28 protein-coding genes are annotated in these 23,338 nt (G+C 41.4%); 27 read left to right on the forward strand and 1 reads right to left on the reverse strand.

From position 1 onward, the window contains the following. The first annotated feature begins 161 nt into the window (after positions 1-161). The 13 genes from csfB (at position 162) to rsmI (ending at position 9,432) form a co-directional block, all read left to right on the forward strand. Positions 162-356, forward strand: coding sequence for an anti-sigma-G factor (csfB, locus tag V6D44_RS20450; RefSeq protein ID WP_148964443.1), 195 nt, complete (start codon positions 162-164; stop codon positions 354-356). A 133-nt stretch (positions 357-489) separates the two neighbouring features. Then, positions 490-1,104, forward strand: coding sequence for a 5-bromo-4-chloroindolyl phosphate hydrolysis family protein (locus tag V6D44_RS20455; protein ID WP_148964444.1), 615 nt, complete (start codon positions 490-492; stop codon positions 1,102-1,104). A 19-nt stretch (positions 1,105-1,123) separates the two neighbouring features. Next, complete coding sequence (locus V6D44_RS20460) at positions 1,124-2,272, forward strand: toxic anion resistance protein (protein WP_202329174.1); 1,149 nt, start codon at positions 1,124-1,126, stop codon at positions 2,270-2,272. Between the two features lie 82 nt (positions 2,273-2,354). Next, on the forward strand, positions 2,355-3,794 hold the full coding sequence (locus tag V6D44_RS20465) for an aminotransferase class I/II-fold pyridoxal phosphate-dependent enzyme (RefSeq protein WP_087993949.1): 1,440 nt from the start codon (positions 2,355-2,357) through the stop codon (positions 3,792-3,794). Beyond that, positions 3,791-4,429, forward strand: a complete 639-nt coding sequence (gene tmk, locus V6D44_RS20470; protein WP_087993950.1) for a dTMP kinase — start codon at positions 3,791-3,793, stop codon at positions 4,427-4,429. The genes V6D44_RS20465 and tmk overlap by 4 nt, the downstream gene beginning before the upstream one ends. Positions 4,430-4,503: 74 nt before the next feature. Continuing rightward, positions 4,504-4,833, forward strand: coding sequence for a cyclic di-AMP receptor DarA (darA, locus tag V6D44_RS20475; RefSeq protein WP_148964448.1), 330 nt, complete (start codon positions 4,504-4,506; stop codon positions 4,831-4,833). 12 nt (positions 4,834-4,845) lie between these two features. Then, a complete protein-coding gene (locus V6D44_RS20480) occupies positions 4,846-5,286 on the forward strand; it encodes a YaaR family protein (RefSeq protein ID WP_087993952.1) in 441 nt (146 codons plus the stop codon). A gap of 11 nt (positions 5,287-5,297) precedes the next feature. After that, entirely contained in the window at positions 5,298-6,287 is a 990-nt protein-coding gene (holB, locus tag V6D44_RS20485; protein ID WP_087993953.1) for a DNA polymerase III subunit delta', read from the forward strand. 2 nt (positions 6,288-6,289) lie between these two features. After that, positions 6,290-7,117 (forward strand): competence/sporulation regulator complex protein RicT, encoded by an 828-nt coding sequence (ricT, locus tag V6D44_RS20490; protein ID WP_060397760.1) that lies wholly within the window; start codon positions 6,290-6,292, stop codon positions 7,115-7,117. 14 nt (positions 7,118-7,131) lie between these two features. Next, positions 7,132-7,491: a replication initiation-control protein YabA gene (gene yabA, locus V6D44_RS20495; RefSeq protein WP_087993954.1), complete on the forward strand. Its 360-nt coding sequence runs from the start codon at positions 7,132-7,134 to the stop codon at positions 7,489-7,491. Positions 7,492-7,549: 58 nt separating this feature from the next. Continuing rightward, entirely contained in the window at positions 7,550-8,293 is a 744-nt protein-coding gene (locus V6D44_RS20500; RefSeq protein WP_087993955.1) for a tRNA1(Val) (adenine(37)-N6)-methyltransferase, read from the forward strand. Then, positions 8,280-8,579, forward strand: a complete 300-nt coding sequence (locus V6D44_RS20505) for a GIY-YIG nuclease family protein (RefSeq protein ID WP_087993956.1) — start codon at positions 8,280-8,282, stop codon at positions 8,577-8,579. The genes V6D44_RS20500 and V6D44_RS20505 overlap by 14 nt, the downstream gene beginning before the upstream one ends. Then, on the forward strand, positions 8,554-9,432 hold the full coding sequence (gene rsmI / locus V6D44_RS20510; protein ID WP_087993957.1) for a 16S rRNA (cytidine(1402)-2'-O)-methyltransferase: 879 nt from the start codon (positions 8,554-8,556) through the stop codon (positions 9,430-9,432). Before V6D44_RS20505 ends, rsmI begins: the two co-directional genes overlap by 26 nt. A 46-nt stretch (positions 9,433-9,478) precedes the next feature. Here rsmI and abrB read toward each other — a convergent pair whose 3' ends face one another. Next, entirely contained in the window at positions 9,479-9,763 is a 285-nt protein-coding gene (gene abrB, locus V6D44_RS20515; protein ID WP_087993958.1) for a transition state genes transcriptional regulator AbrB, read from the reverse strand. Between the two features lie 500 nt (positions 9,764-10,263). On the opposite strand from abrB, the gene metG reads away from it, so the two are divergent. The 14 genes from metG (at position 10,264) to V6D44_RS20585 (ending at position 23,333) form a co-directional block, all read left to right on the forward strand. After that, positions 10,264-12,258, forward strand: coding sequence for a methionine--tRNA ligase (metG, locus tag V6D44_RS20520; RefSeq protein WP_202329173.1), 1,995 nt, complete (start codon positions 10,264-10,266; stop codon positions 12,256-12,258). A gap of 78 nt (positions 12,259-12,336) precedes the next feature. Further along, on the forward strand, positions 12,337-13,104 hold the full coding sequence (locus V6D44_RS20525) for a TatD family hydrolase (RefSeq protein ID WP_087991884.1): 768 nt from the start codon (positions 12,337-12,339) through the stop codon (positions 13,102-13,104). A gap of 155 nt (positions 13,105-13,259) precedes the next feature. After that, complete coding sequence (locus V6D44_RS20530; RefSeq protein WP_087991883.1) at positions 13,260-14,573, forward strand: ubiquitin-like domain-containing protein; 1,314 nt, start codon at positions 13,260-13,262, stop codon at positions 14,571-14,573. Between the two features lie 145 nt (positions 14,574-14,718). Further along, positions 14,719-15,279, forward strand: coding sequence for a ribonuclease M5 (gene rnmV, locus V6D44_RS20535; protein WP_148964455.1), 561 nt, complete (start codon positions 14,719-14,721; stop codon positions 15,277-15,279). Beyond that, on the forward strand, positions 15,272-16,150 hold the full coding sequence (gene rsmA / locus V6D44_RS20540; RefSeq protein WP_087991881.1) for a 16S rRNA (adenine(1518)-N(6)/adenine(1519)-N(6))-dimethyltransferase RsmA: 879 nt from the start codon (positions 15,272-15,274) through the stop codon (positions 16,148-16,150). Before rnmV ends, rsmA begins: the two co-directional genes overlap by 8 nt. A gap of 160 nt (positions 16,151-16,310) precedes the next feature. Next, entirely contained in the window at positions 16,311-17,183 is an 873-nt protein-coding gene (gene prtG, locus V6D44_RS20545) for a sporulation-specific protease PrtG (protein ID WP_087991880.1), read from the forward strand. Between the two features lie 210 nt (positions 17,184-17,393). Beyond that, positions 17,394-17,654, forward strand: coding sequence for a biofilm formation stimulator Veg (gene veg / locus V6D44_RS20550; protein ID WP_003218330.1), 261 nt, complete (start codon positions 17,394-17,396; stop codon positions 17,652-17,654). 161 nt (positions 17,655-17,815) lie between these two features. After that, complete coding sequence (locus V6D44_RS20555; RefSeq protein WP_003218333.1) at positions 17,816-18,001, forward strand: small, acid-soluble spore protein, alpha/beta type; 186 nt, start codon at positions 17,816-17,818, stop codon at positions 17,999-18,001. A 146-nt stretch (positions 18,002-18,147) separates the two neighbouring features. Beyond that, positions 18,148-19,017 carry a 4-(cytidine 5'-diphospho)-2-C-methyl-D-erythritol kinase gene (gene ispE / locus V6D44_RS20560; protein ID WP_087991879.1) on the forward strand — a complete coding sequence of 290 codons (870 nt, stop codon included), beginning with the start codon at positions 18,148-18,150 and terminating at the stop codon, positions 19,015-19,017. A 55-nt stretch (positions 19,018-19,072) separates the two neighbouring features. Beyond that, complete coding sequence (gene purR, locus V6D44_RS20565) at positions 19,073-19,930, forward strand: pur operon repressor (protein ID WP_087991878.1); 858 nt, start codon at positions 19,073-19,075, stop codon at positions 19,928-19,930. Then, complete coding sequence (gene ridA / locus V6D44_RS20570) at positions 19,927-20,304, forward strand: 2-iminobutanoate/2-iminopropanoate deaminase (protein ID WP_003218344.1); 378 nt, start codon at positions 19,927-19,929, stop codon at positions 20,302-20,304. The genes purR and ridA overlap by 4 nt, the downstream gene beginning before the upstream one ends. A 197-nt stretch (positions 20,305-20,501) precedes the next feature. Next, entirely contained in the window at positions 20,502-20,795 is a 294-nt protein-coding gene (gene spoVG / locus V6D44_RS20575; RefSeq protein ID WP_087991877.1) for a septation regulator SpoVG, read from the forward strand. 191 nt (positions 20,796-20,986) lie between these two features. Then, positions 20,987-22,357 (forward strand): bifunctional UDP-N-acetylglucosamine diphosphorylase/glucosamine-1-phosphate N-acetyltransferase GlmU, encoded by a 1,371-nt coding sequence (glmU, locus tag V6D44_RS20580; protein WP_087991876.1) that lies wholly within the window; start codon positions 20,987-20,989, stop codon positions 22,355-22,357. 22 nt (positions 22,358-22,379) lie between these two features. Beyond that, entirely contained in the window at positions 22,380-23,333 is a 954-nt protein-coding gene (locus tag V6D44_RS20585) for a ribose-phosphate diphosphokinase (RefSeq protein WP_064814082.1), read from the forward strand. The last annotated feature ends 5 nt before the right edge of the window (positions 23,334-23,338 follow it).

Below are 23,338 nucleotides of genomic sequence, written 5' to 3' on the forward strand. Positions count from 1 at the left end.
TTGAGCTGGGTTTTTTGTTTGTTCAAGAACGATAAAATCAAACAAATACAAACACCGACAGCTTATATAGCCCATATACTGATTTCAAGTTTCAAAAAGATCTAAATAGTGTATACAATATACGATTTAAGGGAAGGCTAATTGTACGGAGGTGGGAACGATTGGACGAAACACGTAAACCTAATCATACATGTGTGATTTGTGATCAAGAGAAGAATAGAGGCATTCATCTTTATACGAAATTCATATGCTTAGATTGTGAGAGAAAAGTAATTTCTACATCAACTTCCGATCCTGACTATGCCTTTTATGTAAAAAAATTAAAAAGCATTCATACACCGCCATTATATTCTTAAGACCTGAAAAGGTCTTTTTTTATACTCTTTCATAAAGATATTGGTAATAAAGAGAAGATGAAACTTGTTTAGGGATTGAACGTAGTAGATAATAATATTAAAACTGAGAATATACACAGGAGTCGATGATCTCATGCAGAGATTTTTTCACTTTTTAATATGGAGTTTAACGAGCAGTGCGACTTTTGTTTTCATAGGGATATTGAGCTTTTTCGGTTTAAATCAGCCGCTTTTTTTATCTTTTGTTTATGGGTTCGCTTCAGGAGCAGTCGTATATACAGCTGGCATTTGGAATTCGAGACGGTTATTTCTTAAAAAGCATGCGCTGACAGGAAGAGAATATGCCTATATTAAGAAAAACCTAGAGGAAGCAAGGCAGAAAATCATACGCCTTCGAAAAGCTTTATTTCAAGCAAAAAGCATTCAAATGTTTAAACAAAATGCAGAAATACTGAGGCTTGTCAGAAGGATTTATATCCTCACCAACAAAGAGCCGAAGCGGTTTTATCAGGCTGAGCGATTTTTTTACCAAACGCTCGATTCAGTTGTTGAACTGACGGAGAAGTATGCCTTTTTATCATCTCATCCGAAAAAAAGCAAAGAGCTGTCGATGTCACTGAGTGAGGCGCGTATCACACTTGCTGAATTGACAAAGCGTTTAGAGGAAGATTTAACTCAATTAATGGGTGATGATATTGACGAACTGCAATTTGAATTAGATGCGGCGAAACATTCATTAAAGAAATAATGGAAGGAGGGTAAGAGCGATGAACAGAGATCAGAGCGACCTTCATATCGATGAGTTGTTGGCGGACCCTTTTGGAGAAATAGAGGCGGAGGCTGTAAAAGCAGAGAAGCAGCAAGTACGCCTTGTTGATGTTCTTCCTGAGGAAAACAAGGAAAAAGCAATTCAGCTCGCTGAACAGATTGATCATAAAAATATGCAGAGCATTGTCTTATACGGTTCACAAGCTCAGTCGAAACTGCTGAATTTTTCTCACACTATGATTGATCATGTTCAAAAGAAGGATGTCGGGGAGATTGGCGAAATACTTGGAGAGCTGATGAAAAAGCTGGAGCAAGTAAATCCTGATGACCTTCAGTCTAGGAAAAAGGGTTTTTTGGCGCGTGTGTTTGGAAGAGTATCGAATTCTCTTCAGGAGGTGCTTTCTAAATATCAAAAGACCAGCGTACAGATAGACAGAATCAGTTTGAAGCTGGAACACTCTAAAAATGCTTTAATCAGTGACAATAAGCTGTTAGAGCAGCTATACGAAAAAAATAAAGAGTATTTCACCGCCCTGAATGTTTATATTGCTGCAGGGGAACTGAAGCTGGAGGAATTAAAAACAAAAACAATCCCTGAACTGAAGCAACAGGCTGAATCAGGCGAGCACAATCAAATGGCTGTTCAAGAAGTAAACGATTTGGTTCAATTTGCTGACCGTTTAGATAAAAGGATGCACGATTTGCTGCTGAGCAGGCAAATTACAATTCAAAGTGCTCCGCAAATCAGACTGATCCAGAATACAAACCAAGCGTTAGCTGAAAAAATCCAGTCATCCATTGTGACAGCAATCCCGCTTTGGAAAAACCAAGTTGCGATTGCGCTGACGCTTTTAAGGCAGCGCAATGCAGTGGATGCCCAACAGAAAGTAACTGATACAACCAACGAGCTTTTGCTGAAAAATGCGGAGCTTTTGAAGACCAATACAATTGAAACTGTGCGGGCGAATGAACGAGGCCTAGTTGATATCGATACTTTAAAAAAGGTGCAGGAAAGCTTAATCAGCACGCTTGAAGAAACGCTGACCATACAAGAAGAAGGACGAGTCAAACGCCGTCAGGCAGAAGAAGAACTCATGGTGATGGAAGACGATCTGAAGCACAAGCTGCTTACGATGAAGGAAAGGTAGTTACCAGTAAGTCTTATCTTTAAGTTCTGTCAGAGGAACGATATAATAAAGTGTAAGAAAACATATTCAAAGGATTGTTTTAATGAACACACCTTTATATACAGCATTGATTCAGCACGCGAGAAGAAATTCTCATTCATTTCATGTTCCGGGACATCACAATGGAGATGTCTTTTTTGATGACGCTAAGTCGATATTCAATCCGCTGCTCACTATTGATGTAACTGAACTGACAGGGCTGGATGACCTCCATCATCCTTCTGGGGTGATTAAGGAAGCACAAGAGCTTGTCAGTCAATTATATGGATCGGCGGAAAGTTTTTTCTTGGTGAATGGAACAACTGTCGGAAACTTAGCGATGATTTTATCTGTTTGTGAACCGGGTGATATAATTCTGATTCAAAGAAACTGCCATAAATCTGTCTTTCATGCTGTTGATATGGCTGGTGCTGAACCGGTTTATCTCGCACCTGACATTGATGCAGCGATGCATGTGCCTACGCATGTTCCGCTAAATACAATTCAAGAAGCCTTGGCAGCGTATCCAGATGCGAAAGGCTTGGTGCTGACCAATCCGACATATTACGGGCATAGTGCTGATTTGACCGAAGTCATTTCAGAAGCTCATCATTACGGGATTCCTGTTTTAGTGGATGAAGCGCATGGCGCACATTTTGTTTTAGGGGAGCCTTTTCCGCCCTCAGCTTTAAAAATGGGGGCAGATATCGTTGTTCAGTCCGCTCATAAAACGCTGCCTGCCATGACGATGGGTTCTTATTTGCACCTTAACAGCAGCAGAGTTGACAGGAATCGGGTGGCAGAGTTTTTAAACCGATTACAAAGCAGCAGTCCGTCTTATCCGATCATGGCTTCATTAGACATTGCACGCGCTTATGTACAGCGTATGATAGAAGAACATAAGCTTTCTGACATTCTGCAACGTATACAATCATTTAAACAAACGTTTGATTCACTTAGAAATGCAGAAGCAGTCAAACCGGCAGATCCACGTACGATAACGGATCCGCTGAAACTCACAATTCGATCAAAGCGGGGGCATTCTGGGTATACGCTGCAAAACATATTAGAGCGTGCTAACATATTCACTGAGCTTGCGGATGAAAATCAAGTCTTGTTCGTTCTTCCATTGGGAGGAAATCGCAGAATAAACGCTGAAATAATGAAAACCATTGATGCAGAGGTTGAAAACACGCCTCCAGATCAGAGGTTTGCCTCTGCAGAATGGGGATTGCGGCCTGTTACTGTCTTGCCTTATCAAAAAAAGGTCTTACAAACGTTTAAGAAAGAATATGTGGACTTTAATGAAGCGGCAGGCCGGCTGAACGCTGAGGATATCATACCTTATCCTCCAGGTATACCGATGATCATGGCGGGAGAAAGAATAACGAAAGAAAGTGTGCAAAAGCTCAGCCGCTTGATCAGCATGAAAACGCATGTTCAAGGGAATACGAAAATCAAAGAGAAACAACTACTTGTTTATATAGAAGAGGAGAAATCATGAGCGGTTTATTTATTACATTCGAAGGTCCTGAAGGTGCGGGGAAAACGACTGTTCTGCAGGAAATCAAAAACATACTGACAGCAGAAGGCCTTCAAGTTACAGCAACTCGAGAGCCGGGCGGCATAGATATTGCAGAACAAATACGAGAGGTTATTCTGAATGAAAACAACACATTAATGGACCCAAAAACAGAAGCTCTCTTATATGCGGCTGCAAGACGCCAGCATTTAGTTGAAAAAGTAAAACCAGCATTAGAACAAGGGCAGGTTGTTCTTTGTGACAGATTCATAGACAGTTCGCTCGCGTACCAAGGATACGCAAGAGGGCTTGGGATTGATGAGGTTCTGTCGATTAATGAGTTTGCCATCGGCGATATGATGCCCCATGTAACGGTTTATTTTTCAATTGATCCGGAAGAAGGGCTGAAGCGAATTCATGCAAACGGCTTACGGGAGAAAAACAGGCTTGATTTAGAAAAATTAAGCTTCCATACAAAGGTACAGGAAGGTTATCAAGAGCTGATGAAGCGATTCTCAGAAAGATTTAACTCAGTTGATGCCAGCCAATCCAAAGATCTTGTTGTTCAGGACGTCATGAAGGTAATCAATGAAGCGTTGAAAAAAATTCAATTGTGACCTGTTTCCCGATAGTTGATATAATAATGTAAACGAGATCATTGTTGTTTCTAATCTAAAGGAGGCCTTCACAGATGAAATTGATAGTGGCAGTTGTACAAGATCAGGACAGCAACCGGCTTTTGAAAACCTTAACGGATCACAACTTTAGAGTTACAAAGCTTGCAACGACGGGAGGATTTCTTAAATCAGGCAATACAACGTTTATGATTGGTGTCGAGGATATACGCGTCGATAAAGCATTGAGTCTCATTAAGGAAAACGGACAGAAACGTGATCAGATGATTGCCCCTGTATCTCCGATGGGCGGGAATGCTGATTCATATGTCCCTTATCCAGTCGAAGTTGAAGTTGGCGGAGCGACAGTATTTGTCCTTCCAGTCGATGAATTTTATCAATTTTAAGGATTTGAAACTGTGAAAATTAATAAAGATATACGTACATTTATAGATAATAAGCAGCTTCCTTCTGTGAAAACATCTGAGATCACAGCGTCGTTTAAAACATCAATGGAAAATCAAAGCAGCAAATTGAAATTTGATCAGCTCACCAGGCTGTTATCGGATATAGAGGCGTTTGGAAAAAGGCTGACAAAATCCCGGAATTTTAAAGACTTAGCGAGATTCAAAGGACTTGTGAAACGTTTTGTCAAAGAAGCCGTAGACAGCGGCCTTTCACATGAAACGTCGCAAAGCTTTGACCTGTACGGAAACAGCAGAACGCTAGGACTTGTAAAAGAAATAGATGACAAATTGATACAGCTTACGGAAGAGATGATGGATCAGGAAAAACCGGCAATTGATTTGCTGGAGCGTATTGGCGAAATAAAAGGTTTATTAATTAACCTTTACACATAGAGAGTGATACAATGGCAATATCTTGGAACGAAATGAACGAGCTTCAGCCCAGAGTGATGAAGCTTTTATATAATAGTATTGAGAAGGACAGACTATCACACGCTTATTTGTTTGAGGGAAAAAAAGGAACAGGAAAGCTTGATGCCGCGCTGCTTCTTGCGAAAAGCTTTTTTTGCCTGGAGGACGGCGCGGAGCCTTGTGAGAGCTGCCGAAATTGTAAACGGATAGAGTCAGGGAACCACCCTGATCTCCATCTTGTTCAGCCTGATGGTTTATCGATCAAAAAGGCGCAAATTCAAGCGTTGCAAGAAGAGTTTTCGAAGACAGGGCTTGAATCGCATAAAAAGCTGTATATTATTTCGCACGCAGATCAAATGACAGCTAATGCGGCGAACAGTCTGCTGAAATTTTTAGAAGAACCGAATAAAGATACAATGGCCATCCTCATCACTGAGCAGCCCCAAAGGTTATTGGATACCATCATCTCAAGATGCCAAACCCTTCCTTTTCAGCCTTTGCAGCCCAAAGCAATTGAAGATAGACTAATCGAACAGGAAGTCTCGCCTCATATGGCAAGGCTTCTCGCCAACATGACCAACAATGTAGCAGAAGCAGTCGAATTAAGTCGAAATGATGAGTTTGCAGAGTCTAGAGCGAAAGTGATAAAATTGTATGAAGTCCTACACCAGCGGAAAGGACATGCTTTTTTCTTTATTCAAGATCAATGGATGCCCTTTTTCAAAGAAAAAACCCATCAAGAAATGGGTCTTGATATGCTCTTATTGATATATCGCGATGTGTTGTCCATCCAAATAGGAAATGAAGATAAATTGATTTATCAAGACTTATTCCAATCAATAAAACAGCATGCGCTACAATCAACACAACAAAGCGTTACGAATCAGATTCTTGCTGTTTTAGAAGCAAAGAAACGGCTTCATTCCAATGTGAATGTACAAGGATTAATGGAGCACTTGGTGTTAATGTTGCAGGAGGGATAAGCTTGTACAATGTAATTGGAGTCCGCTTTAAGAAAGCGGGTAAAATATATTATTTTGATCCGAATGGATTTCATATAGAACATGACAGTTGCGTAATTGTAGAAACTGTCAGAGGCGTTGAGTACGGTCAGGTCGTGATTGCAAATAAACAGGTGGATGAGCATGATGTCGTGCTGCCCCTTCGAAAAGTGATACGTGTGGCTGACGAGCGTGACCTTCTCATCGTAGAAGAAAATAAACAGGAAGCTTTATCAGCATTTGACATCTGCCAAAAGAAAGTGGTTGAACATGGCTTGGATATGAAGCTGGTCGATGTTGAATTCACGTTTGACCGCAATAAAGTCATTTTTTACTTCACTGCTGACGGCCGAGTAGATTTTAGAGAGCTTGTAAAAGATTTGGCTTCTATCTTTAAAACAAGAATTGAGCTGCGCCAAATCGGAGTAAGGGATGAGGCGAAAATGCTTGGAGGAATCGGTCCTTGCGGAAGAATGCTTTGCTGTTCAACGTTCCTTGGAGATTTTGAACCTGTTTCCATTAAAATGGCCAAGGATCAGAACTTATCTTTAAATCCTACGAAGATTTCAGGTCTTTGCGGACGCTTGATGTGCTGTCTAAAATACGAGAATGATGAATATGAGACGGCAAAAGAGCAGCTTCCTGATATAGGAGAAATGATTACGACAGCAAACGGCCCTGCGAAGGTCGTCGGACTTAATATTCTGGAACGGGTGCTTCAGGTGGAACTGATAAACCGTGAAAAAGTGATAGAATATACTTGGGAAGAGCTCTTGGAAGAGGGCGTCGTATCCGCACAAACCACAGATTAACGAGGTGTGGAACCTTGGATAAAAAAGAGTTATTTGATACCGTCATTAACTTAGAAGAACAAATTGGCTCACTGTACCGACAGCTGGGGGATTTAAAGCAGCATATTGGTGAGATGATAGAAGAGAATCATCATTTGCAGCTTGAAAATAAGCATTTGCGCAAACGGCTGGACGATACGACGCAGCAGATTGAAAAGTTCAAAGCTGATAAAAAAGAATCAAAAACACAGAAGACAGAGCAATCTGATATAGGCGAAGGGTATGATAATCTGGCACGTCTGTATCAAGAAGGGTTTCATATCTGCAATGTCCACTATGGAAGTGTTCGAAAAGAAGATTGTCTGTTCTGTTTGTCATTCTTAAATAAAAAATAAGGAAAAGGCTTCCGCATAAGACGGGAGCCTTTTTCAAAGGTACTGAAAGGATAAGAAGATGGTTTCATTACGTGATGATGAAAGATTAGATTATTTGCTGGCAGAGGACATGAAAATCATACAAAGTCCAACAGTTTTTGCCTTTTCATTGGACGCTGTGCTTCTCTCCAAATTCGCATACGTTCCGATTCAAAAAGGAAAAATCGTTGATTTATGCACGGGGAATGGCATTGTGCCACTTCTGCTCAGCACAAGATCAAAAGCAGACATTATTGGAGTTGAAATTCAAGAAAGGCTTCATGATATGGCTGTTCGCAGTGTGGAATACAATAAGCTTCAGGAACAAATTCAGATGATACATGATGATCTGAAAAACATGCCGGAGAAGCTGGGACATAATCGATATGATGTTGTCACCTGCAATCCGCCATATTTTAAAACACCGAAACAAACTGAACAAAACATGAATGAGCATCTCCGGATCGCAAGACATGAAATCCACTGCACACTGGAGGATGTCATTTCAGTCAGCAGCAAGTTGCTTAAGCAAGGAGGAAAGGCAGCCCTTGTTCATCGGCCGGGCAGGCTTTTAGAGATTTTTGAGTTGATGAAGGCTTACCAAATCGAGCCGAAGCGTGTGCAATTTGTCTACCCGAAACAAGGGAAAGAAGCAAATACCATTTTGGTTGAAGGAACCAAAGGCGGACGTCCGGATTTAAAAATTCTTCCCCCTTTGTTCGTTTATGACGAGCAAAATGAATATACAAAAGAAATCAGGACCATTTTATATGGAGACAAATAACCATTTTTTCTACGTCGTGAAATGTAGAGACAATAGCTGGTATGCCGGGTACACCAACAATCTGCAGAAACGGGTAAACACACATAATGATGGAAAGGGCGCAAAGTATACAAAAGTAAGACGTCCGGTTGAATTGATTTTTGCCGAAGCTTTCACAACGAAGCGGGAAGCCATGCAGGCGGAATATTATTTCAAAAAACTGACTCGAAAGAAAAAAAAGCTTTATATAGAAGAAAAGCGGAACAGCAAGGAGGCTGTATATGTTAAGGCGCCAAATGAGCTTTAATGGAAAGTCAGACATGGGAATTCTTTATTTGGTCCCAACACCAATCGGAAATTTAGAGGATATGACATTCCGGGCGATCGACACGCTAAAATCAGTGGATGCGATTGCTGCGGAAGATACGAGACAAACGAAAAAGCTTTGTCATGTATACGAAATTGAAACACAGCTTGTCAGTTATCATGAACATAATAAAGAAAGCAGCGGCCACAAAATCATTGAATGGCTGAAATCCGGAAAAAACATTGCCCTTGTCAGTGACGCTGGGCTGCCGACGATTTCTGATCCGGGAGCGGAAATCGTGAAGGATTTTAGCGAGATAGGCGGTTATGTTGTTCCGCTGCCGGGAGCGAATGCTGCATTAACGGCTCTAATCGCTTCAGGTATTGTACCGCAGCCTTTCTTCTTTTACGGTTTTCTGAACAGGCAGAAAAAAGAAAAGAAGAAGGAGCTTGAAAGTCTTAAAAAACGGCAGGAAACGATTATCTTCTATGAAGCGCCCCACAGACTTAAGGAAACCTTGTCGGCGATGGCCGAGATTTTGGGAGATCGGGAAATTGCTGTAACGCGCGAGCTTACTAAGAAATATGAAGAGTTTATCAGAGGCACGATATCTGAGGTCATCGAATGGGCAAACGAGGATCAGATACGCGGTGAGTTTTGTCTTGTAGTAGAAGGCAATAAAAATGAAGAATCAGATGAGGAAGCACAATGGTGGGAAACCCTCACGCCTAAAGAACATGTCGAGCATTACATTGCGAAAGGTGCTACTTCTAAAGAAGCCATTAAAAAAGCTGCAGTCGATCGCAATATTCCAAAGCGTGAAGTGTACGATGCTTACCATATTCAGCAATAAAAAAAACGTTCTTGTGTCGTAACAAGAACGTTTTTTGTAAAAAGTATTATTTTTGGTTTTGAAGCTGCTTTTGGATTTCGCTGATGATTTGCTCAGCGCCTTCTTGGCTAAGAACCAATTTACCGCCAGCAAGTTTAAGGTTATCATCAGAAACTTCACCAGTTACTTGGCAAGTCATGTTTGGTTTATATTTTTTAAGGATGATTTTTTCATCATCAACATAAATTTCAAGAGCATCTTTTTCTGCGATTCCAAGAGTACGACGCAATTCGATAGGAATAACTACACGTCCTAATTCATCAACTTTACGCACAATACCAGTAGATTTCATAAACTTTCTCCTCCCAAGAGATGATTATTTGTTTAAATTATATTTTTCTTCGTCATTATTCGACAAAATACTTACCTTCATAGCATAACAAGGTTTCCAATAATCGTCAATCATTTTGTTTACTATTGATTGTAAGAATTAGTTCTTATAGTCAGTAATGTAACAGAAACTACTGAAATAACAGCTTTTTATAAATTTATAATAAAGCTATTATCCTACTAAAAATCCTTTTAAATCAAGACTTTTGAACCAAGGTTTTTTGTTTCATTTGATTATATACGACAAAATTCGACATGAACAGACTTTTTTTATTTTCATTAAAGATTTTTAATTTTAATTATTCTTTTTCAAGGCATACGTATATATTCTTGATCTTAAAGGCTAAGATGGTATCATAGATAAAGGATAAATATAAATAATAATCATTTTTGATTTGCACTTATCGCCGCTCTCGTCCTTTGGGCGGGAGCTTTTTGACATTCTGATTGGGAGGTTTCAAGATGCCGCAAGAAAACAATACATTTTATATTACAACACCGATTTATTATCCGAGCGGAAAATTACATATCGGCCATGCATATACGACAGTCGCAGGAGATGCAATGGCACGTTACAAAAGATTAAAAGGGTTCGATGTTCGCTATTTAACGGGAACGGACGAGCATGGACAAAAGATCCAGCAAAAAGCTGAGCAGGAAAACATTACACCTCAGGAGTATGTGGATCGCGCAGCGGCAGATATTCAGAAACTATGGAAACAGCTTGAAATCTCAAACGACGACTTTATCCGTACAACAGAAAAACGGCATAAAGTTGTGATTGAAAAGGTATTTCAAAAGCTTCTTGATAACGGGGACATCTATCTTGATGAATATGAAGGCTGGTATAGTATCCCTGATGAAACATTCTACACGGAAACTCAGCTGGATGATATCGAGCGGAATGAAAAGGGAGAGGTCATCGGCGGAAAAAGTCCTGACAGCGGACACCCAGTTGAATTAATCAAAGAGGAATCTTATTTCTTCCGTATGGGAAAATATGCGGATCGTCTTCTGAAATATTATGAAGAAAACCCGACATTCATCCAGCCGGAATCACGCAAAAACGAAATGATTAACAACTTTATCAAGCCTGGACTTGAGGATTTAGCTGTATCACGTACCACTTTTGATTGGGGCGTGAAGGTGCCGGAAAATCCAAAACACGTAGTATATGTTTGGATCGACGCGCTATTTAACTATTTAACAGCACTCGGCTATGATACAGAAAATGATGAGCTTTATCAAAAATATTGGCCTGCCGATGTTCATTTAGTCGGTAAAGAGATTGTGCGATTCCATACCATTTATTGGCCAATTATGCTGATGGCACTCGATCTGCCGCTGCCGAAGCAAGTATTTGCGCATGGCTGGCTTTTGATGAAAGATGGAAAAATGTCGAAATCAAAAGGGAACGTTGTAGATCCGGTTACATTAATTGAACGCTATGGTTTAGATGAGCTTCGTTATTACCTGCTTCGCGAAGTACCGTTCGGGTCTGACGGTGTCTTTACACCGGAAGGCTTTGTTGAGCGGATTAACTATGATTTGGCGAATGATTTAGGCAATCTATTGAATCGTACTGTTGCGATGATCAATAAGTATTTCGACGGACAAATCGGTTCTTACAAAGGTGATGTAACGGAATTTGACAAAACGCTTGCTTCAGTCGCTAATGAAACAGTGAAGTCTTACGAGAAAGCAATGGAAAACATGGAGTTCTCAGTAGCTCTTTCAACATTATGGCAGCTAATCAGCCGTACTAACAAATATATTGATGAGACAGCTCCATGGGTGCTTGCGAAGGATCCAGAAAAAGAAGAAGAACTGAAGTCGGTCATGTACCATCTGGCTGAGTCATTGCGTATTTCAGCAGTACTGCTTCAGCCGTTCCTAACAAAAACACCGGAAAAAATGTTTGAGCAGCTGGGCATTACTGATAAAACTTTGAAATCTTGGGATAGCATTACAGCTTTCGGCCAACAGCAGGATGCAAAAGTACAAAAAGGTGAGCCGTTGTTCCCTCGTTTAGAGGCAGAAGAAGAAATTGCTTACATCAAAGGCAAGATGCAGGGCTCAGTGCCAGCTAAAGAAGAGACAAAAGAAGAGGAGCCGCAAGAGGTTGATCGCTTACCCGAAATTACGATTGATCAATTCATGGATGTAGAACTTCGTGTGGCAGAGGTCATTAAGGCTGAGCCGGTAAAAAAAGCAGACCGTTTATTGAAGCTGCAGCTGGATCTTGGTTTTGAAAAACGCCAAGTTGTATCCGGTATTGCGAAGCATTATACGCCTGAAGAGCTTGTTGGGAAAAAACTCGTATGTGTAACAAATCTAAAGCCGGTTAAGCTGAGAGGAGAGCTTTCTCAAGGTATGATCCTTGCGGGGGAAGCTGACGGCGTATTAAAAGCCGTATCTATCGATCAGTCGTTACCGAAAGGCACAAGAATTAAATAATGACAAACAAAAGGTGTTTCACGTGTAACAATTCGTCGAACACCTTTTGTGTTTCGACAAGAAAGGAGTTTTTTACTTATGTTATTTGACACACACGCGCATTTAAATGCAGAACAATATGATACTGATCTAGAAGAAGTTATTGAACGGGCAAAAGCTGAACAAGTGAATCGAATTGTCGTAGTGGGTTTTGACCGTCCGACCATCACACGTGCGATGGAAATGATTGAGGAATATGATTTTATTTATGCAGCCATCGGCTGGCACCCTGTTGATGCAATCGACATGACTGAGGAAGATTTAGCGTGGATAAAAGAGCTTTCTGTTCATGAAAAAGTGGTGGCGATAGGTGAAATGGGGTTGGATTATCATTGGGACAAATCTCCTAAAGAGATCCAAAAAGAGGTATTCAGAAAACAAATCGCCTTAGCGAAAGAGGTCAATCTGCCTATTATCATTCATAACCGTGATGCAACGGAGGATGTCGTGACCATTTTGAAGGAGGAAGGCGCAGAAGCTGTGGGCGGAATCATGCACTGCTTTACAGGAAGTGCGGAAGTGGCGAGAGAGTGCATGAAAATGAATTTTTATTTATCATTTGGGGGACCGGTGACTTTCAAAAATGCGAAGAAGCCTAAGGAAGTCGTGAAGGAAATTCCGAATGACCGTTTGCTGATTGAAACGGATTGCCCGTTTCTCACACCTCATCCTTTTCGCGGAAAAAGAAATGAGCCGAGCTATGTAAAATATGTGGCTGAGCAAATTGCTGAATTAAAAGGAATGACTCTCGAAGAGGTTGCTTCAATTACGACTGAAAATGCAAAAAGACTTTTCCGTATAAACTGACAAAAAACGCTAGCGGGTTTTGTAAGAGCTTGTCCTTTTCAGCGCTTATTCATAAAAGTTCTACATGCTTTCTTCTCCTCATAGGATAGGGTTGTCGACAAGTCTTTCTTCCGTTTCTCAGTGTATTTCAGGATAATGAAGAAGACACTAGGCTTTTGGGAGAAAGAGAGAGGAGGGTTGACAGCCTTTTAGATACTCTATATAATCTCTCCGAGGAGAAGGAGGCGTTTTTCATCACACAAAAAATGAAAAAGCTGTTTTCCGTAAAGCTTAGCAAAAGCAAAGTCATTCTGGTTGCTGCTTGTTTGCTTTTGGCGGGAAGCGGGACTGCGTACGCGGCTCATGAGCTGACGAAACAATCAGTCTCAGTTTCTATCAATGGCAAAAAGAAACATATACGCACACACGCAAAAACAGTCGGTGATCTTTTAGATACGCTTGATATAAAGACAAGAGACGAAGACAAGATCACACCTGCTAAACAGACAAAGATAACAGCAGATATGGCCGTTGTGTATGAGGCTGCAAAACCTGTCAAGCTTACAATAAACGGGGAAGAAAAGACATTATGGTCAACAGCAAAAACGGTCGGTGCATTACTGGACGAACAAGATGTTGATGTGAAAAAACACGATCAAATTGATCCCGCAATAGATACAGATATTTCGAAAGACATGAAGATTAACATAGAACCCGCATTCCAGGTTACTGTAAATGATGCAGGAAAACAAAAGAAGATCTGGACGACTTCGACTACCGTCGCTGACTTTTTAAAACAGCAAAAGATGAACATAAAAGACGAAGATAAAATCAAGCCTGCGTTAGATGCAAAGCTGACGAAAGCAAAGGCTGATATTACAATTACTCGTATCGAAAAGGTCACCGATGTAGTTGAAGAGAAAATCGCGTTTGATGTGAAAAAACAAGAAGACGCTTCTCTTGACAAAGGGAAAGAAAAGGTCGTCCAAAAAGGAAAAGAAGGCAAGCTTAAAAAACACTTCGAAGTCGTTAAAGAAAACGGCAAAGAAGTCTCCAGAGAGCTTGTGAAAGAAGAAACAGCTGAACAAAGCAAAGATAAAGTGATTGCTGTCGGCACAAAGCAAAGCAGTCCAAAGGTTGAAAAGGTCAATGCTTCCGGCGATTCAAAAACGGTTGTTTCCCGTAGCGATGAGTCAACAGGCAAAGTGATGACTGTATCATCTACGGCTTATACGGCAAGTTGCAGCGGTTGTTCAGGACATACAGCTACAGGCGTTAACTTAAAAAATAATCCGAATGCGAAAGTCATCGCTGTAGATCCAAATGTCATTCCGCTAGGCTCCAAAGTTCACGTTGAAGGCTATGGATATGCCATTGCTGCAGATACTGGTTCAGCGATTAAAGGGAGCAAAATAGACGTCTTTTTCCCGGAGAAATCATCGGCGTACCGATGGGGAAATAAAACAGTCAAAATTAAAATCTTAAATTAATATATACTTATGTATTCAGAGGGTTTTGCGCCCTCTGTTTTTTTCGTTATAATAGACAAAGTGTATTTTCTGCTTTATTAGACGCTCGACACAAGAAAAAGTTTCATGAATATACAAAAGTTTTTAATTTGTCTTGGAGGAAATAATGAAAATTAAAGAGATCATTGTGGTCGAGGGGCGTGACGATACGGCCCGCATCAAATTGGCTGTTGATGCAGACACAATTGAAACAAATGGTTCAGCCATCGATGATCATGTGATTGACCAAATCCGTTTGGCCCAGAAGACCAGAGGTGTCATTATTTTAACAGATCCGGATTTCCCGGGTGAGAAGATCCGCAAAACCATTTCAGAAGCTGTATCCGGCTGCAAGCATGCATTTTTGCCAAAACATCTTGCCAAACCTAAAAACAAGCGGGGAATTGGTGTGGAGCACGCATCGATTGAAAGCATTAGGGCATGTTTAGAAAACGTGCACGAAGAGATGGAAGCGCAGCCGAGTGACATTTCAGCTGAGGATTTGATTCATGCCGGGCTGATTGGCGGATCTGCGGCCAAACGCCGCCGCGAACGACTGGGTGATCTATTGAAAATCGGCTATACAAATGGAAAACAGCTTCAAAAACGGCTGCAAATGTTTCAAATTAAAAAAAGTGATTTTATGAGTGCGCTCGATACCGTTATGCGGGAGGAACAGAATGAATAAAGATATTGCGACACCGATAAGAACGAAAGAGATACTGAAAAAATACGGTTTTTCTTTTAAAAAGAGCTTAGGACAGAATTTCTTAATTGATACGAACATTTTAGACAGAATTGTCGATCACGCGGAAGTGACGGAGAAAACGGGTGTCATTGAAATCGGCCCGGGAATCGGGGCTTTGACCGAGCAGCTCGCCAAGCGGGCGAAAAAGGTCGCGGCATTTGAGATTGACCAGCGATTATTACCGATTCTAAAGGACACGCTGTCTCCTTACGACAATGTCACCGTCATTCATCAGGACGTATTAAAGGCTGACGTTAAATCCGTCATTGAAGAACAATTTCAAGACTGTGATGAAATCATGGTTGTAGCCAACCTTCCTTATTACGTGACAACGCCGATTATCATGAAACTGCTTGAAGAACATCTCCCGCTGAAAGGGATTGTGGTCATGCTGCAAAAAGAAGTAGCTGAGCGCATGGCGGCAGACCCTTCATCTAAGGAATACGGTTCACTTTCAATCGCAGTCCAATTTTATACAGAAGCCAAAACGGTGATGACCGTTCCAAAAACCGTGTTTGTTCCTCAGCCTAATGTAGATTCCGCAGTCATTCGGCTGATCCTCCGCGATGGCCCGGCAGTGGACGTGGAAAACGAAGCCTTTTTCTTTCAGTTGATCAAGGCAAGTTTTGCTCAGCGCCGTAAAACGCTGCTCAATAACTTAGTCAACAACCTGCCGGATGGAAAAGCACAAAAATCAAAGATTGAGCAAGTGCTGGAAGAGACAAATATTGACGGCAAGCGCCGTGGTGAATCTCTGTCTATAGAGGAGTTTGCAGCGCTGTCTAACGGATTGTATAAAGCCCTTTTTTAAAAGGGCTTTTTGTTTTGCGCACCACTTGGACTGCCGCTACATAGGCTAGAGAAGGACCTTAAATTCAATGAGAAGAAAAACTTGGACTCAGCGAAAAAAGGCGCTTTCTCAAGGCTCTTTCTTTCATGATGAGGCTTAGTCTATGTGTGGAGTGAGGAACGTGCAATTTCAAATAGGAGATATGGTAGCCAGAAAATCCTATCAAATGGATGTTTTGTTTCGCATTATAGGAATAGAGCAAACAAGCAAAGGAAATTCAATCGCTATTTTGCATGGTGATGAAGTCAGGCTGATTGCTGATGCAGATATTTCTGATCTTGTAGCAGTAAAAAAAGATGAGCAAATGATGCGGAAAAAGAAAGATGAGAGCAGAATGAATGAATCGCTCGAATTGCTCCGCCAAGATTATAAGCTGCTCAGAGAAAAGCAGGAGTACTATGCGACAAGCCAGTATCAGCATCAGGAGCATTATTTCCATATGCCGGGCAAGGTGCTTCATTTGGACGGCGATGAAGCATATCTAAAAAAATGTCTGAATGTCTATAAAAAAATTGGAGTGCCCGTCTATGGCATCCATTGTCATGAAAAGAAAATGTCTGCTTCTATTGAAGAATTACTCGACAAATATCGACCTGACATCTTGGTGATAACAGGGCATGATGCGTACTCAAAGCAAAAGGGCGAGATTGATGATTTGAACGCGTACAGACATTCAAAGCATTTTGTTGAAACGGTTCAAAACGCCCGAAAAAAGATCCCTCACTTAGATCAGCTTGTTATTTTTGCGGGGGCTTGCCAATCCCACTTTGAATCGCTCATAAGAGCGGGGGCAAATTTCGCGAGTTCACCGTCAAGAGTAAACATTCATGCGCTTGATCCGGTGTATATCGTCGCGAAAATCAGCTTTACGCCGTTTATGGAACGAATTAATGTATGGGAAGTGCTCCGTAATACGCTGACAAGAGAGAAAGGGCTTGGAGGTATAGAAACAAGAGGAGTACTGAGAATTGGAATGCCTTATAAGTCCAATTAACAGATGAAAACCTGCATAGGAGAACTATGCGGGTTTTTTATTTTACATAATGATACATAATTTACCGAAACTTGCGGAAAATAATTAAGGAATCATAGAATTTTGTCAAAATAATTTTGTTGACAACGTCTTATCAACGTTGATATAATTTAAATTTTATTTGACAAAAATGGGCTCGTGTTGTACAATAAGTATAGTGAGGTGGATGCAATGGCGAAGACGTTGTCCGACATTAAAAGATCGCTTGATGGGAATTTAGGTAAAAGGCTGACGTTAAAGGCAAACGGTGGCCGCCGAAAAACGATTGAGCGCTCGGGCATTTTAGCTGAGACGTACCCTTCTGTTTTTGTGATACAACTAGATCAAGACGAGAACTCGTTTGAAAGAGTTTCATACAGTTATGCTGATATTTTGACTGAGACTGTTGAGCTGACTTTTAATGATGACGCCGCAAGCTCAGTGGCATTTTAACGGGCAGTGAACCTTTTGTTTACTGCTTTTTGTTTTGCCCTTTTTTTGTTTCCAGTAATTTTAACGAGAGTTTTATCTGTTATTAACAAAAGATAAAAACGGTCACATATTATCGTGACGTGCACGAATGGCTATCACTTCTAAAAAAGGGGTTGTTTCGTTTGGGCAGACGTCGTGGAGTTATGTCAGATGAGTTTAAATATGAGCTGGCTAAAGACCTTGGTTTTTATGACACAGTGAAAAATGGCGGCTGGGGCGAAATTCGCGCCCGCGATGCCGGTAACATGGTAAAGCGCGCCATTGAAATCGCTGAACAGCAAATGGCTCAGAATCAGAATAACCGATAAGGATGTGACCCGGGGGACGTGCAGTTCCCCGGTTTTTATTTTGGATATAAATACATAATAGGCTGCAATATGGATATGTTCATCCTGTACTTCAAATGTGATACAATGTTCATACTTATGTTTAGATGGAGAAGTAGGTGAAAGCTATGCGTATTTTAGAAAAAGCGCCAGCGAAGATCAATCTGTCACTTGATGTCACCCGAAAACGCCCGGATGGCTATCATGAAGTCGAAATGATCATGACGACGATTGATTTAGCGGATCGGATTGAATTGACGGAGCTGGCAGAGGATGAAGTGAGAGTCTCCTCCCACAACCGTTTTGTGCCTGATGATCAAAGAAACTTAGCTTATCAGGCTGCCAAACTGATCAAGGACAGATACAACGTAAAAAAGGGAGTTTCCATCATGATTACGAAGATGATTCCGGTGGCTGCTGGTCTTGCCGGCGGAAGCAGTGATGCGGCGGCGACGCTCAGAGGGCTGAACAGACTGTGGAATTTAAATCTCTCTGCAGAAACGCTTGCCGAGCTTGGAGCGGAAATTGGCTCCGATGTTTCATTTTGTATCTATGGCGGAACTGCACTGGCAACTGGACGCGGCGAGAAAATTAAACACATCAGCACGCCTCCGCACTGCTGGGTCATTTTAGCGAAACCGACAATCGGTGTTTCAACTGCTGAAGTGTACAGACAGCTGAAGCTGGATGATGTTGAGCATCCCGATGTACATGGCATGATTGAAGCTATAGAGGAAAAGAGTTTTCAAAAGATGTGCAGCCGTTTAGGCAATGTGCTCGAATCTGTTACGCTTGATATACATCCTGAAGTTGCGATGATCAAAAACCAGATGAAACGCTTTGGCGCAGACGCCGTGTTAATGAGCGGGAGCGGCCCGACCGTGTTTGGACTGGTTCAGTATGAGTCGAAGGTGCAGAGAATTTATAACGGGTTAAGAGGCTTCTGCGATCAGGTTTATGCGGTGAGAATGATCGGCGAACAGAACGCTCTTGATTAAATCCGTATGTTAAGTTATATTAATCTTAAAATATTCGGATTTTGGGGGTAAGTTCATGAAGTTTCGTCGCAGCGGCAGATTGGTGGACTTAACAAATTACTTGTTAACCCATCCGCACGAGTTAATACCGCTAACCTTTTTTTCTGAGCGGTATGAATCTGCAAAATCATCGATCAGTGAAGATTTAACAATTATTAAGCAAACCTTTGAGCAGCAGGGGATTGGTACTTTGCTTACTGTTCCCGGAGCTGCCGGGGGCGTCAAATACATTCCGAAAATGAAACAGGCTGAAGCTGAAGAGTTTGTGCAGACACTTGGACAGTCGCTGGCAAATCCTGAACGTATCCTTCCGGGCGGTTATGTATATTTAACGGATATCTTAGGAAAGCCATCTGTACTCTCCAAGGTAGGGAAGCTGTTTGCTTCTGTGTTTGCAGAGCGCAAAATTGATGTTGTCATGACCGTTGCCACTAAAGGCATCCCTCTGGCGTACGCGGCTGCGAGCTATCTGAATGTGCCTGTCGTCATTGTTCGCAAAGATAACAAGGTAACAGAAGGCTCTACAGTCAGCATTAATTACGTCTCAGGCTCATCAAACCGCATTCAAACGATGTCACTTGCGAAAAGAAGCATGAAAACGGGTTCAAACGTACTCATTATTGATGACTTTATGAAAGCAGGCGGCACAATTAATGGTATGATTAACCTGTTGGATGAGTTTAACGCAAATGTGGCGGGAATCGGCGTCTTGGTTGAAGCCGAAGGAGTAGATGAACGTCTTGTTGATGAATACATGTCACTTCTTACTCTTTCAACCATCAACATGAAAGAGAAGTCCATTGAAATTCAGAATGGCAATTTTCTGCGTTTTTTTAAAGACAATCTTTTAAAGAATGGAGAGACAGAATCATGACAAAAGCAGTCCACACAAAACATGCCCCAGCGGCAATCGGGCCTTACTCACAAGGGATTATCGTAAATAATATGTTTTACAGCTCAGGCCAAATTCCTTTGACTCCTTCAGGTGAAATGGTGAACGGTGATATTAAAGAGCAGACTCATCAAGTATTCAGCAACTTAAAAGCGGTGCTGGAAGAAGCAGGCGCTTCTTTAGAAACAGTTGTAAAAGCAACTGTATTTATTGCGGATATGGAACAGTTTGCAGAAGTAAACGAAGTGTACGGGCAATATTTTGACACTCACAAACCGGCGAGATCTTGTGTTGAAGTCGCGAGACTGCCGAAGGACGCCCTAGTCGAAATCGAAGTTATTGCATTGGTAAAATAATAATAAAAAGTGATTCTGGGTGACCCTCGGAATCACTTTTTTTATTTACCTTATGCCCGAAATAAAAGCGTTATGACCTAATTGTGTAACTATATCCTATTTTTTCAAAAATTTTTTTAAAAACGAGCAGGATTTCAGAAAAAATCGTGGAATTGATACACTAATGCTTTTATATAGGGAAAAGGTGGTGAACTACTGTGGAAGTTACTGACGTAAGATTACGCCGCGTGAATACCGATGGTCGCATGAGAGCGATTGCATCCATCACGCTGGATCACGAATTTGTTGTTCATGATATTCGTGTGATTGATGGAAACAATGGTCTTTTCGTTGCGATGCCGAGTAAACGCACCCCTGATGGAGAGTTCCGAGATATTGCTCATCCTATTAATTCTAGCACGCGAGGGAAGATTCAAGATGCCGTGTTAAATGAGTATCATCGTATGGGTGACACTGAAGCATTAGAATTCGAAGAAGCTGGAGCTTCTTAAAAAATAACCAAAAAGCAAGGACTGCTGAAAGGGCTGACAAAAGCCTTTGCCGGCAGTCCTTTTTTAATTCTGATTTTTCAAACTTAATTGCACTCAATAGAAAATTCTTGCACTTCATGAAGTCTCCTTGAAATCAGAAGATATTTAGGATATATTTTTCTATGGATAAAAGGGATATTGGAGGCCAATAAATGGATAAGCGGTTTGCAGTTGTTTTAGCGGCTGGACAAGGAACAAGAATGAAATCGAAGCTTTATAAAGTCCTTCATCCAGTTTGCGGTAAGCCTATGGCAGAGCACGTCGTGGATGAAGCCTTAAAGTTATCTTTATCGAAGCTTGTCACGATTGTCGGACATGGTGCGGAAGAAGTGAAAAAGAAGCTTGGTGATAAAAGCGAGTATGCGCTTCAAGCAGAACAGCTTGGCACTGCTCATGCTGTAAAACAGGCACAGCCATTTCTTGCTGACGAAAAAGGCGTCACAATTGTCATTTGCGGAGATACGCCGCTTTTAACAGCTGAGACAATGGAACAGATGCTGAAAGAACATACACAAAGAGAAGCGAAAGCTACGATTTTAACTGCGGTTGCAGAAGATCCAACCGGATATGGACGTATTATTCGCAGCGAAAACGGAGCGGTTCAAAAAATTGTTGAGCATAAGGACGCCTCTGAAGAAGAACGACTTGTAACTGAGATCAATACCGGTACGTATTGTTTTGACAATGAAGCGCTATTCCGGGCCATTGATCAGGTGTCTAATGATAATGCACAAGGTGAGTATTATTTGCCGGATGTCATAGAGATTCTTAAAAACGAAGGCGAAACTGTTGCCGCTTACCAGACTGGTAATTTCCAAGAAACACTCGGAGTTAATGATAGAGTCGCTCTTTCTCAGGCAGAACAATTTATGAAAGAGCGTATTAATAAACGGCATATGCAAAATGGCGTAACGCTGATTGACCCGATGAACACGTATATTTCTCCTGACGCTGTTATCGGAAGCGATACTGTGATTTATCCTGGAACTGTGATTAAAGGTGAGGTGCAAATCGGAGAAGATACGATTATCGGACCTCATACGGAGATTATGAATAGTTCAATTGGCAGCCGTACGGTGATTAAACAATCGGTAGTCAATCACAGTCAAGTGGGGAATGATGTAAACATAGGACCTTTTGCTCACATCAGACCTGATTCTGTCATCGGGAATGAAGTGAAGATCGGAAATTTTGTTGAAATCAAAAAGACTCAATTCGGAGACCGAAGCAAGGTTTCTCATTTAAGCTATGTCGGTGATGCTGAGGTAGGCACAGATGTTAACTTGGGCTGCGGTTCAATAACTGTCAATTATGATGGAAAGAATAAATATTTGACGAAAATTGAAGACGGCGCGTTTATCGGCTGCAATTCCAACTTGGTTGCCCCTGTCACAGTCGGAGAAGGCGCTTATGTTGCTGCGGGTTCAACTGTTACGGAAGATGTACCTGGAAAAGCGCTTGCTATTGCCAGAGCGAGACAAGTAAATAAAGACGATTATGTGAAAAATATTCATAAAAAATAATCCTAAATTCGGAGGTTTATCCATGTCTAATCAATACGGAGATAAGAATTTAAAGATTTTTTCTTTGAATTCGAATCCAGAGCTTGCAAAAGAAATCGCAGATATAGTTGGAGTTCAATTAGGGAAATGTTCTGTCACAAGATTTAGTGACGGGGAAGTCCAAATTAATATCGAAGAAAGTATTCGCGGATGTGACTGTTATATCATCCAGTCTACAAGTGCCCCCGTTAACGAGCATATTATGGAACTGTTAATTATGGTAGATGCGTTAAAACGCGCTTCTGCAAAAACGATTAACATTGTTATTCCTTATTATGGTTATGCGCGTCAAGACAGAAAAGCAAGATCCCGTGAGCCAATCACAGCAAAACTTTTCGCAAATCTGCTTGAAACAGCCGGTGCTACTCGCGTAATTGCGCTAGACTTGCATGCGCCGCAAATTCAAGGATTCTTTGATATACCGATTGACCACTTAATGGGTGTTCCGATTTTAGGAGAATATTTTGAAGGCAAAAACCTTGAAGATATCGTCATTGTTTCACCAGACCACGGCGGTGTGACACGCGCCCGCAAACTGGCTGACCGACTAAAAGCACCGATTGCGATAATCGATAAACGCCGTCCGCGTCCAAACGTGGCGGAAGTCATGAATATTGTAGGTAATATCGAAGGGAAGACCGCTATCCTTATCGATGACATTATCGATACTGCAGGTACCATTACACTTGCTGCTAATGCGCTCGTTGAAAACGGAGCGAAAGAAGTATATGCATGCTGCACACACCCTGTACTATCAGGCCCTGCTGTTGAACGTATTAATAATTCAACAATCAAAGAGCTTGTTGTGACAAACAGCATCAAGCTTCCTGAAGAAAAGAAAATTGAACGGTTTAAGCAGCTTTCAGTCGGACCGCTTTTGGCCGAAGCCATTATTCGTGTTCATGAGCAGCAATCAGTCAGCTATCTGTTCAGCTAAACCGA

The sequence above is a fragment of the Bacillus sp. 0209A genome (genome assembly GCF_036765095.1).
GTDB lineage: Bacteria > Bacillota > Bacilli > Bacillales > Bacillaceae > Bacillus > Bacillus subtilis_G.

What these genes read in the sequence shown, in the direction of transcription:
- V6D44_RS20455 (WP_148964444.1), top strand. Translation starts at nt 490, where the DNA reads ATGCAGAGATTTTTTCACTTTTTAATATGGAGTTTAACGAGCAGTGCG.
- V6D44_RS20460 (WP_202329174.1), top strand. Translation starts at nt 1,124, where the DNA reads ATGAACAGAGATCAGAGCGACCTTCATATCGATGAGTTGTTGGCGGAC.
- V6D44_RS20465 (WP_087993949.1), top strand. Translation starts at nt 2,355, where the DNA reads ATGAACACACCTTTATATACAGCATTGATTCAGCACGCGAGAAGAAAT.
- tmk (WP_087993950.1), top strand. Translation starts at nt 3,791, where the DNA reads ATGAGCGGTTTATTTATTACATTCGAAGGTCCTGAAGGTGCGGGGAAA.
- darA (WP_148964448.1), top strand. Translation starts at nt 4,504, where the DNA reads ATGAAATTGATAGTGGCAGTTGTACAAGATCAGGACAGCAACCGGCTT.
- holB (WP_087993953.1), top strand. Translation starts at nt 5,298, where the DNA reads ATGGCAATATCTTGGAACGAAATGAACGAGCTTCAGCCCAGAGTGATG.
- V6D44_RS20500 (WP_087993955.1), top strand. Translation starts at nt 7,550, where the DNA reads ATGGTTTCATTACGTGATGATGAAAGATTAGATTATTTGCTGGCAGAG.
- V6D44_RS20505 (WP_087993956.1), top strand. Translation starts at nt 8,280, where the DNA reads ATGGAGACAAATAACCATTTTTTCTACGTCGTGAAATGTAGAGACAAT.
- rsmI (WP_087993957.1), top strand. Translation starts at nt 8,554, where the DNA reads ATGTTAAGGCGCCAAATGAGCTTTAATGGAAAGTCAGACATGGGAATT.
- abrB (WP_087993958.1), bottom strand. Translation starts at nt 9,763, where the DNA reads ATGAAATCTACTGGTATTGTGCGTAAAGTTGATGAATTAGGACGTGTA.
- metG (WP_202329173.1), top strand. Translation starts at nt 10,264, where the DNA reads ATGCCGCAAGAAAACAATACATTTTATATTACAACACCGATTTATTAT.
- V6D44_RS20525 (WP_087991884.1), top strand. Translation starts at nt 12,337, where the DNA reads ATGTTATTTGACACACACGCGCATTTAAATGCAGAACAATATGATACT.
- rnmV (WP_148964455.1), top strand. Translation starts at nt 14,719, where the DNA reads ATGAAAATTAAAGAGATCATTGTGGTCGAGGGGCGTGACGATACGGCC.
- rsmA (WP_087991881.1), top strand. Translation starts at nt 15,272, where the DNA reads ATGAATAAAGATATTGCGACACCGATAAGAACGAAAGAGATACTGAAA.
- veg (WP_003218330.1), top strand. Translation starts at nt 17,394, where the DNA reads ATGGCGAAGACGTTGTCCGACATTAAAAGATCGCTTGATGGGAATTTA.
- ispE (WP_087991879.1), top strand. Translation starts at nt 18,148, where the DNA reads ATGCGTATTTTAGAAAAAGCGCCAGCGAAGATCAATCTGTCACTTGAT.
- purR (WP_087991878.1), top strand. Translation starts at nt 19,073, where the DNA reads ATGAAGTTTCGTCGCAGCGGCAGATTGGTGGACTTAACAAATTACTTG.
- ridA (WP_003218344.1), top strand. Translation starts at nt 19,927, where the DNA reads ATGACAAAAGCAGTCCACACAAAACATGCCCCAGCGGCAATCGGGCCT.
- glmU (WP_087991876.1), top strand. Translation starts at nt 20,987, where the DNA reads ATGGATAAGCGGTTTGCAGTTGTTTTAGCGGCTGGACAAGGAACAAGA.
- V6D44_RS20585 (WP_064814082.1), top strand. Translation starts at nt 22,380, where the DNA reads ATGTCTAATCAATACGGAGATAAGAATTTAAAGATTTTTTCTTTGAAT.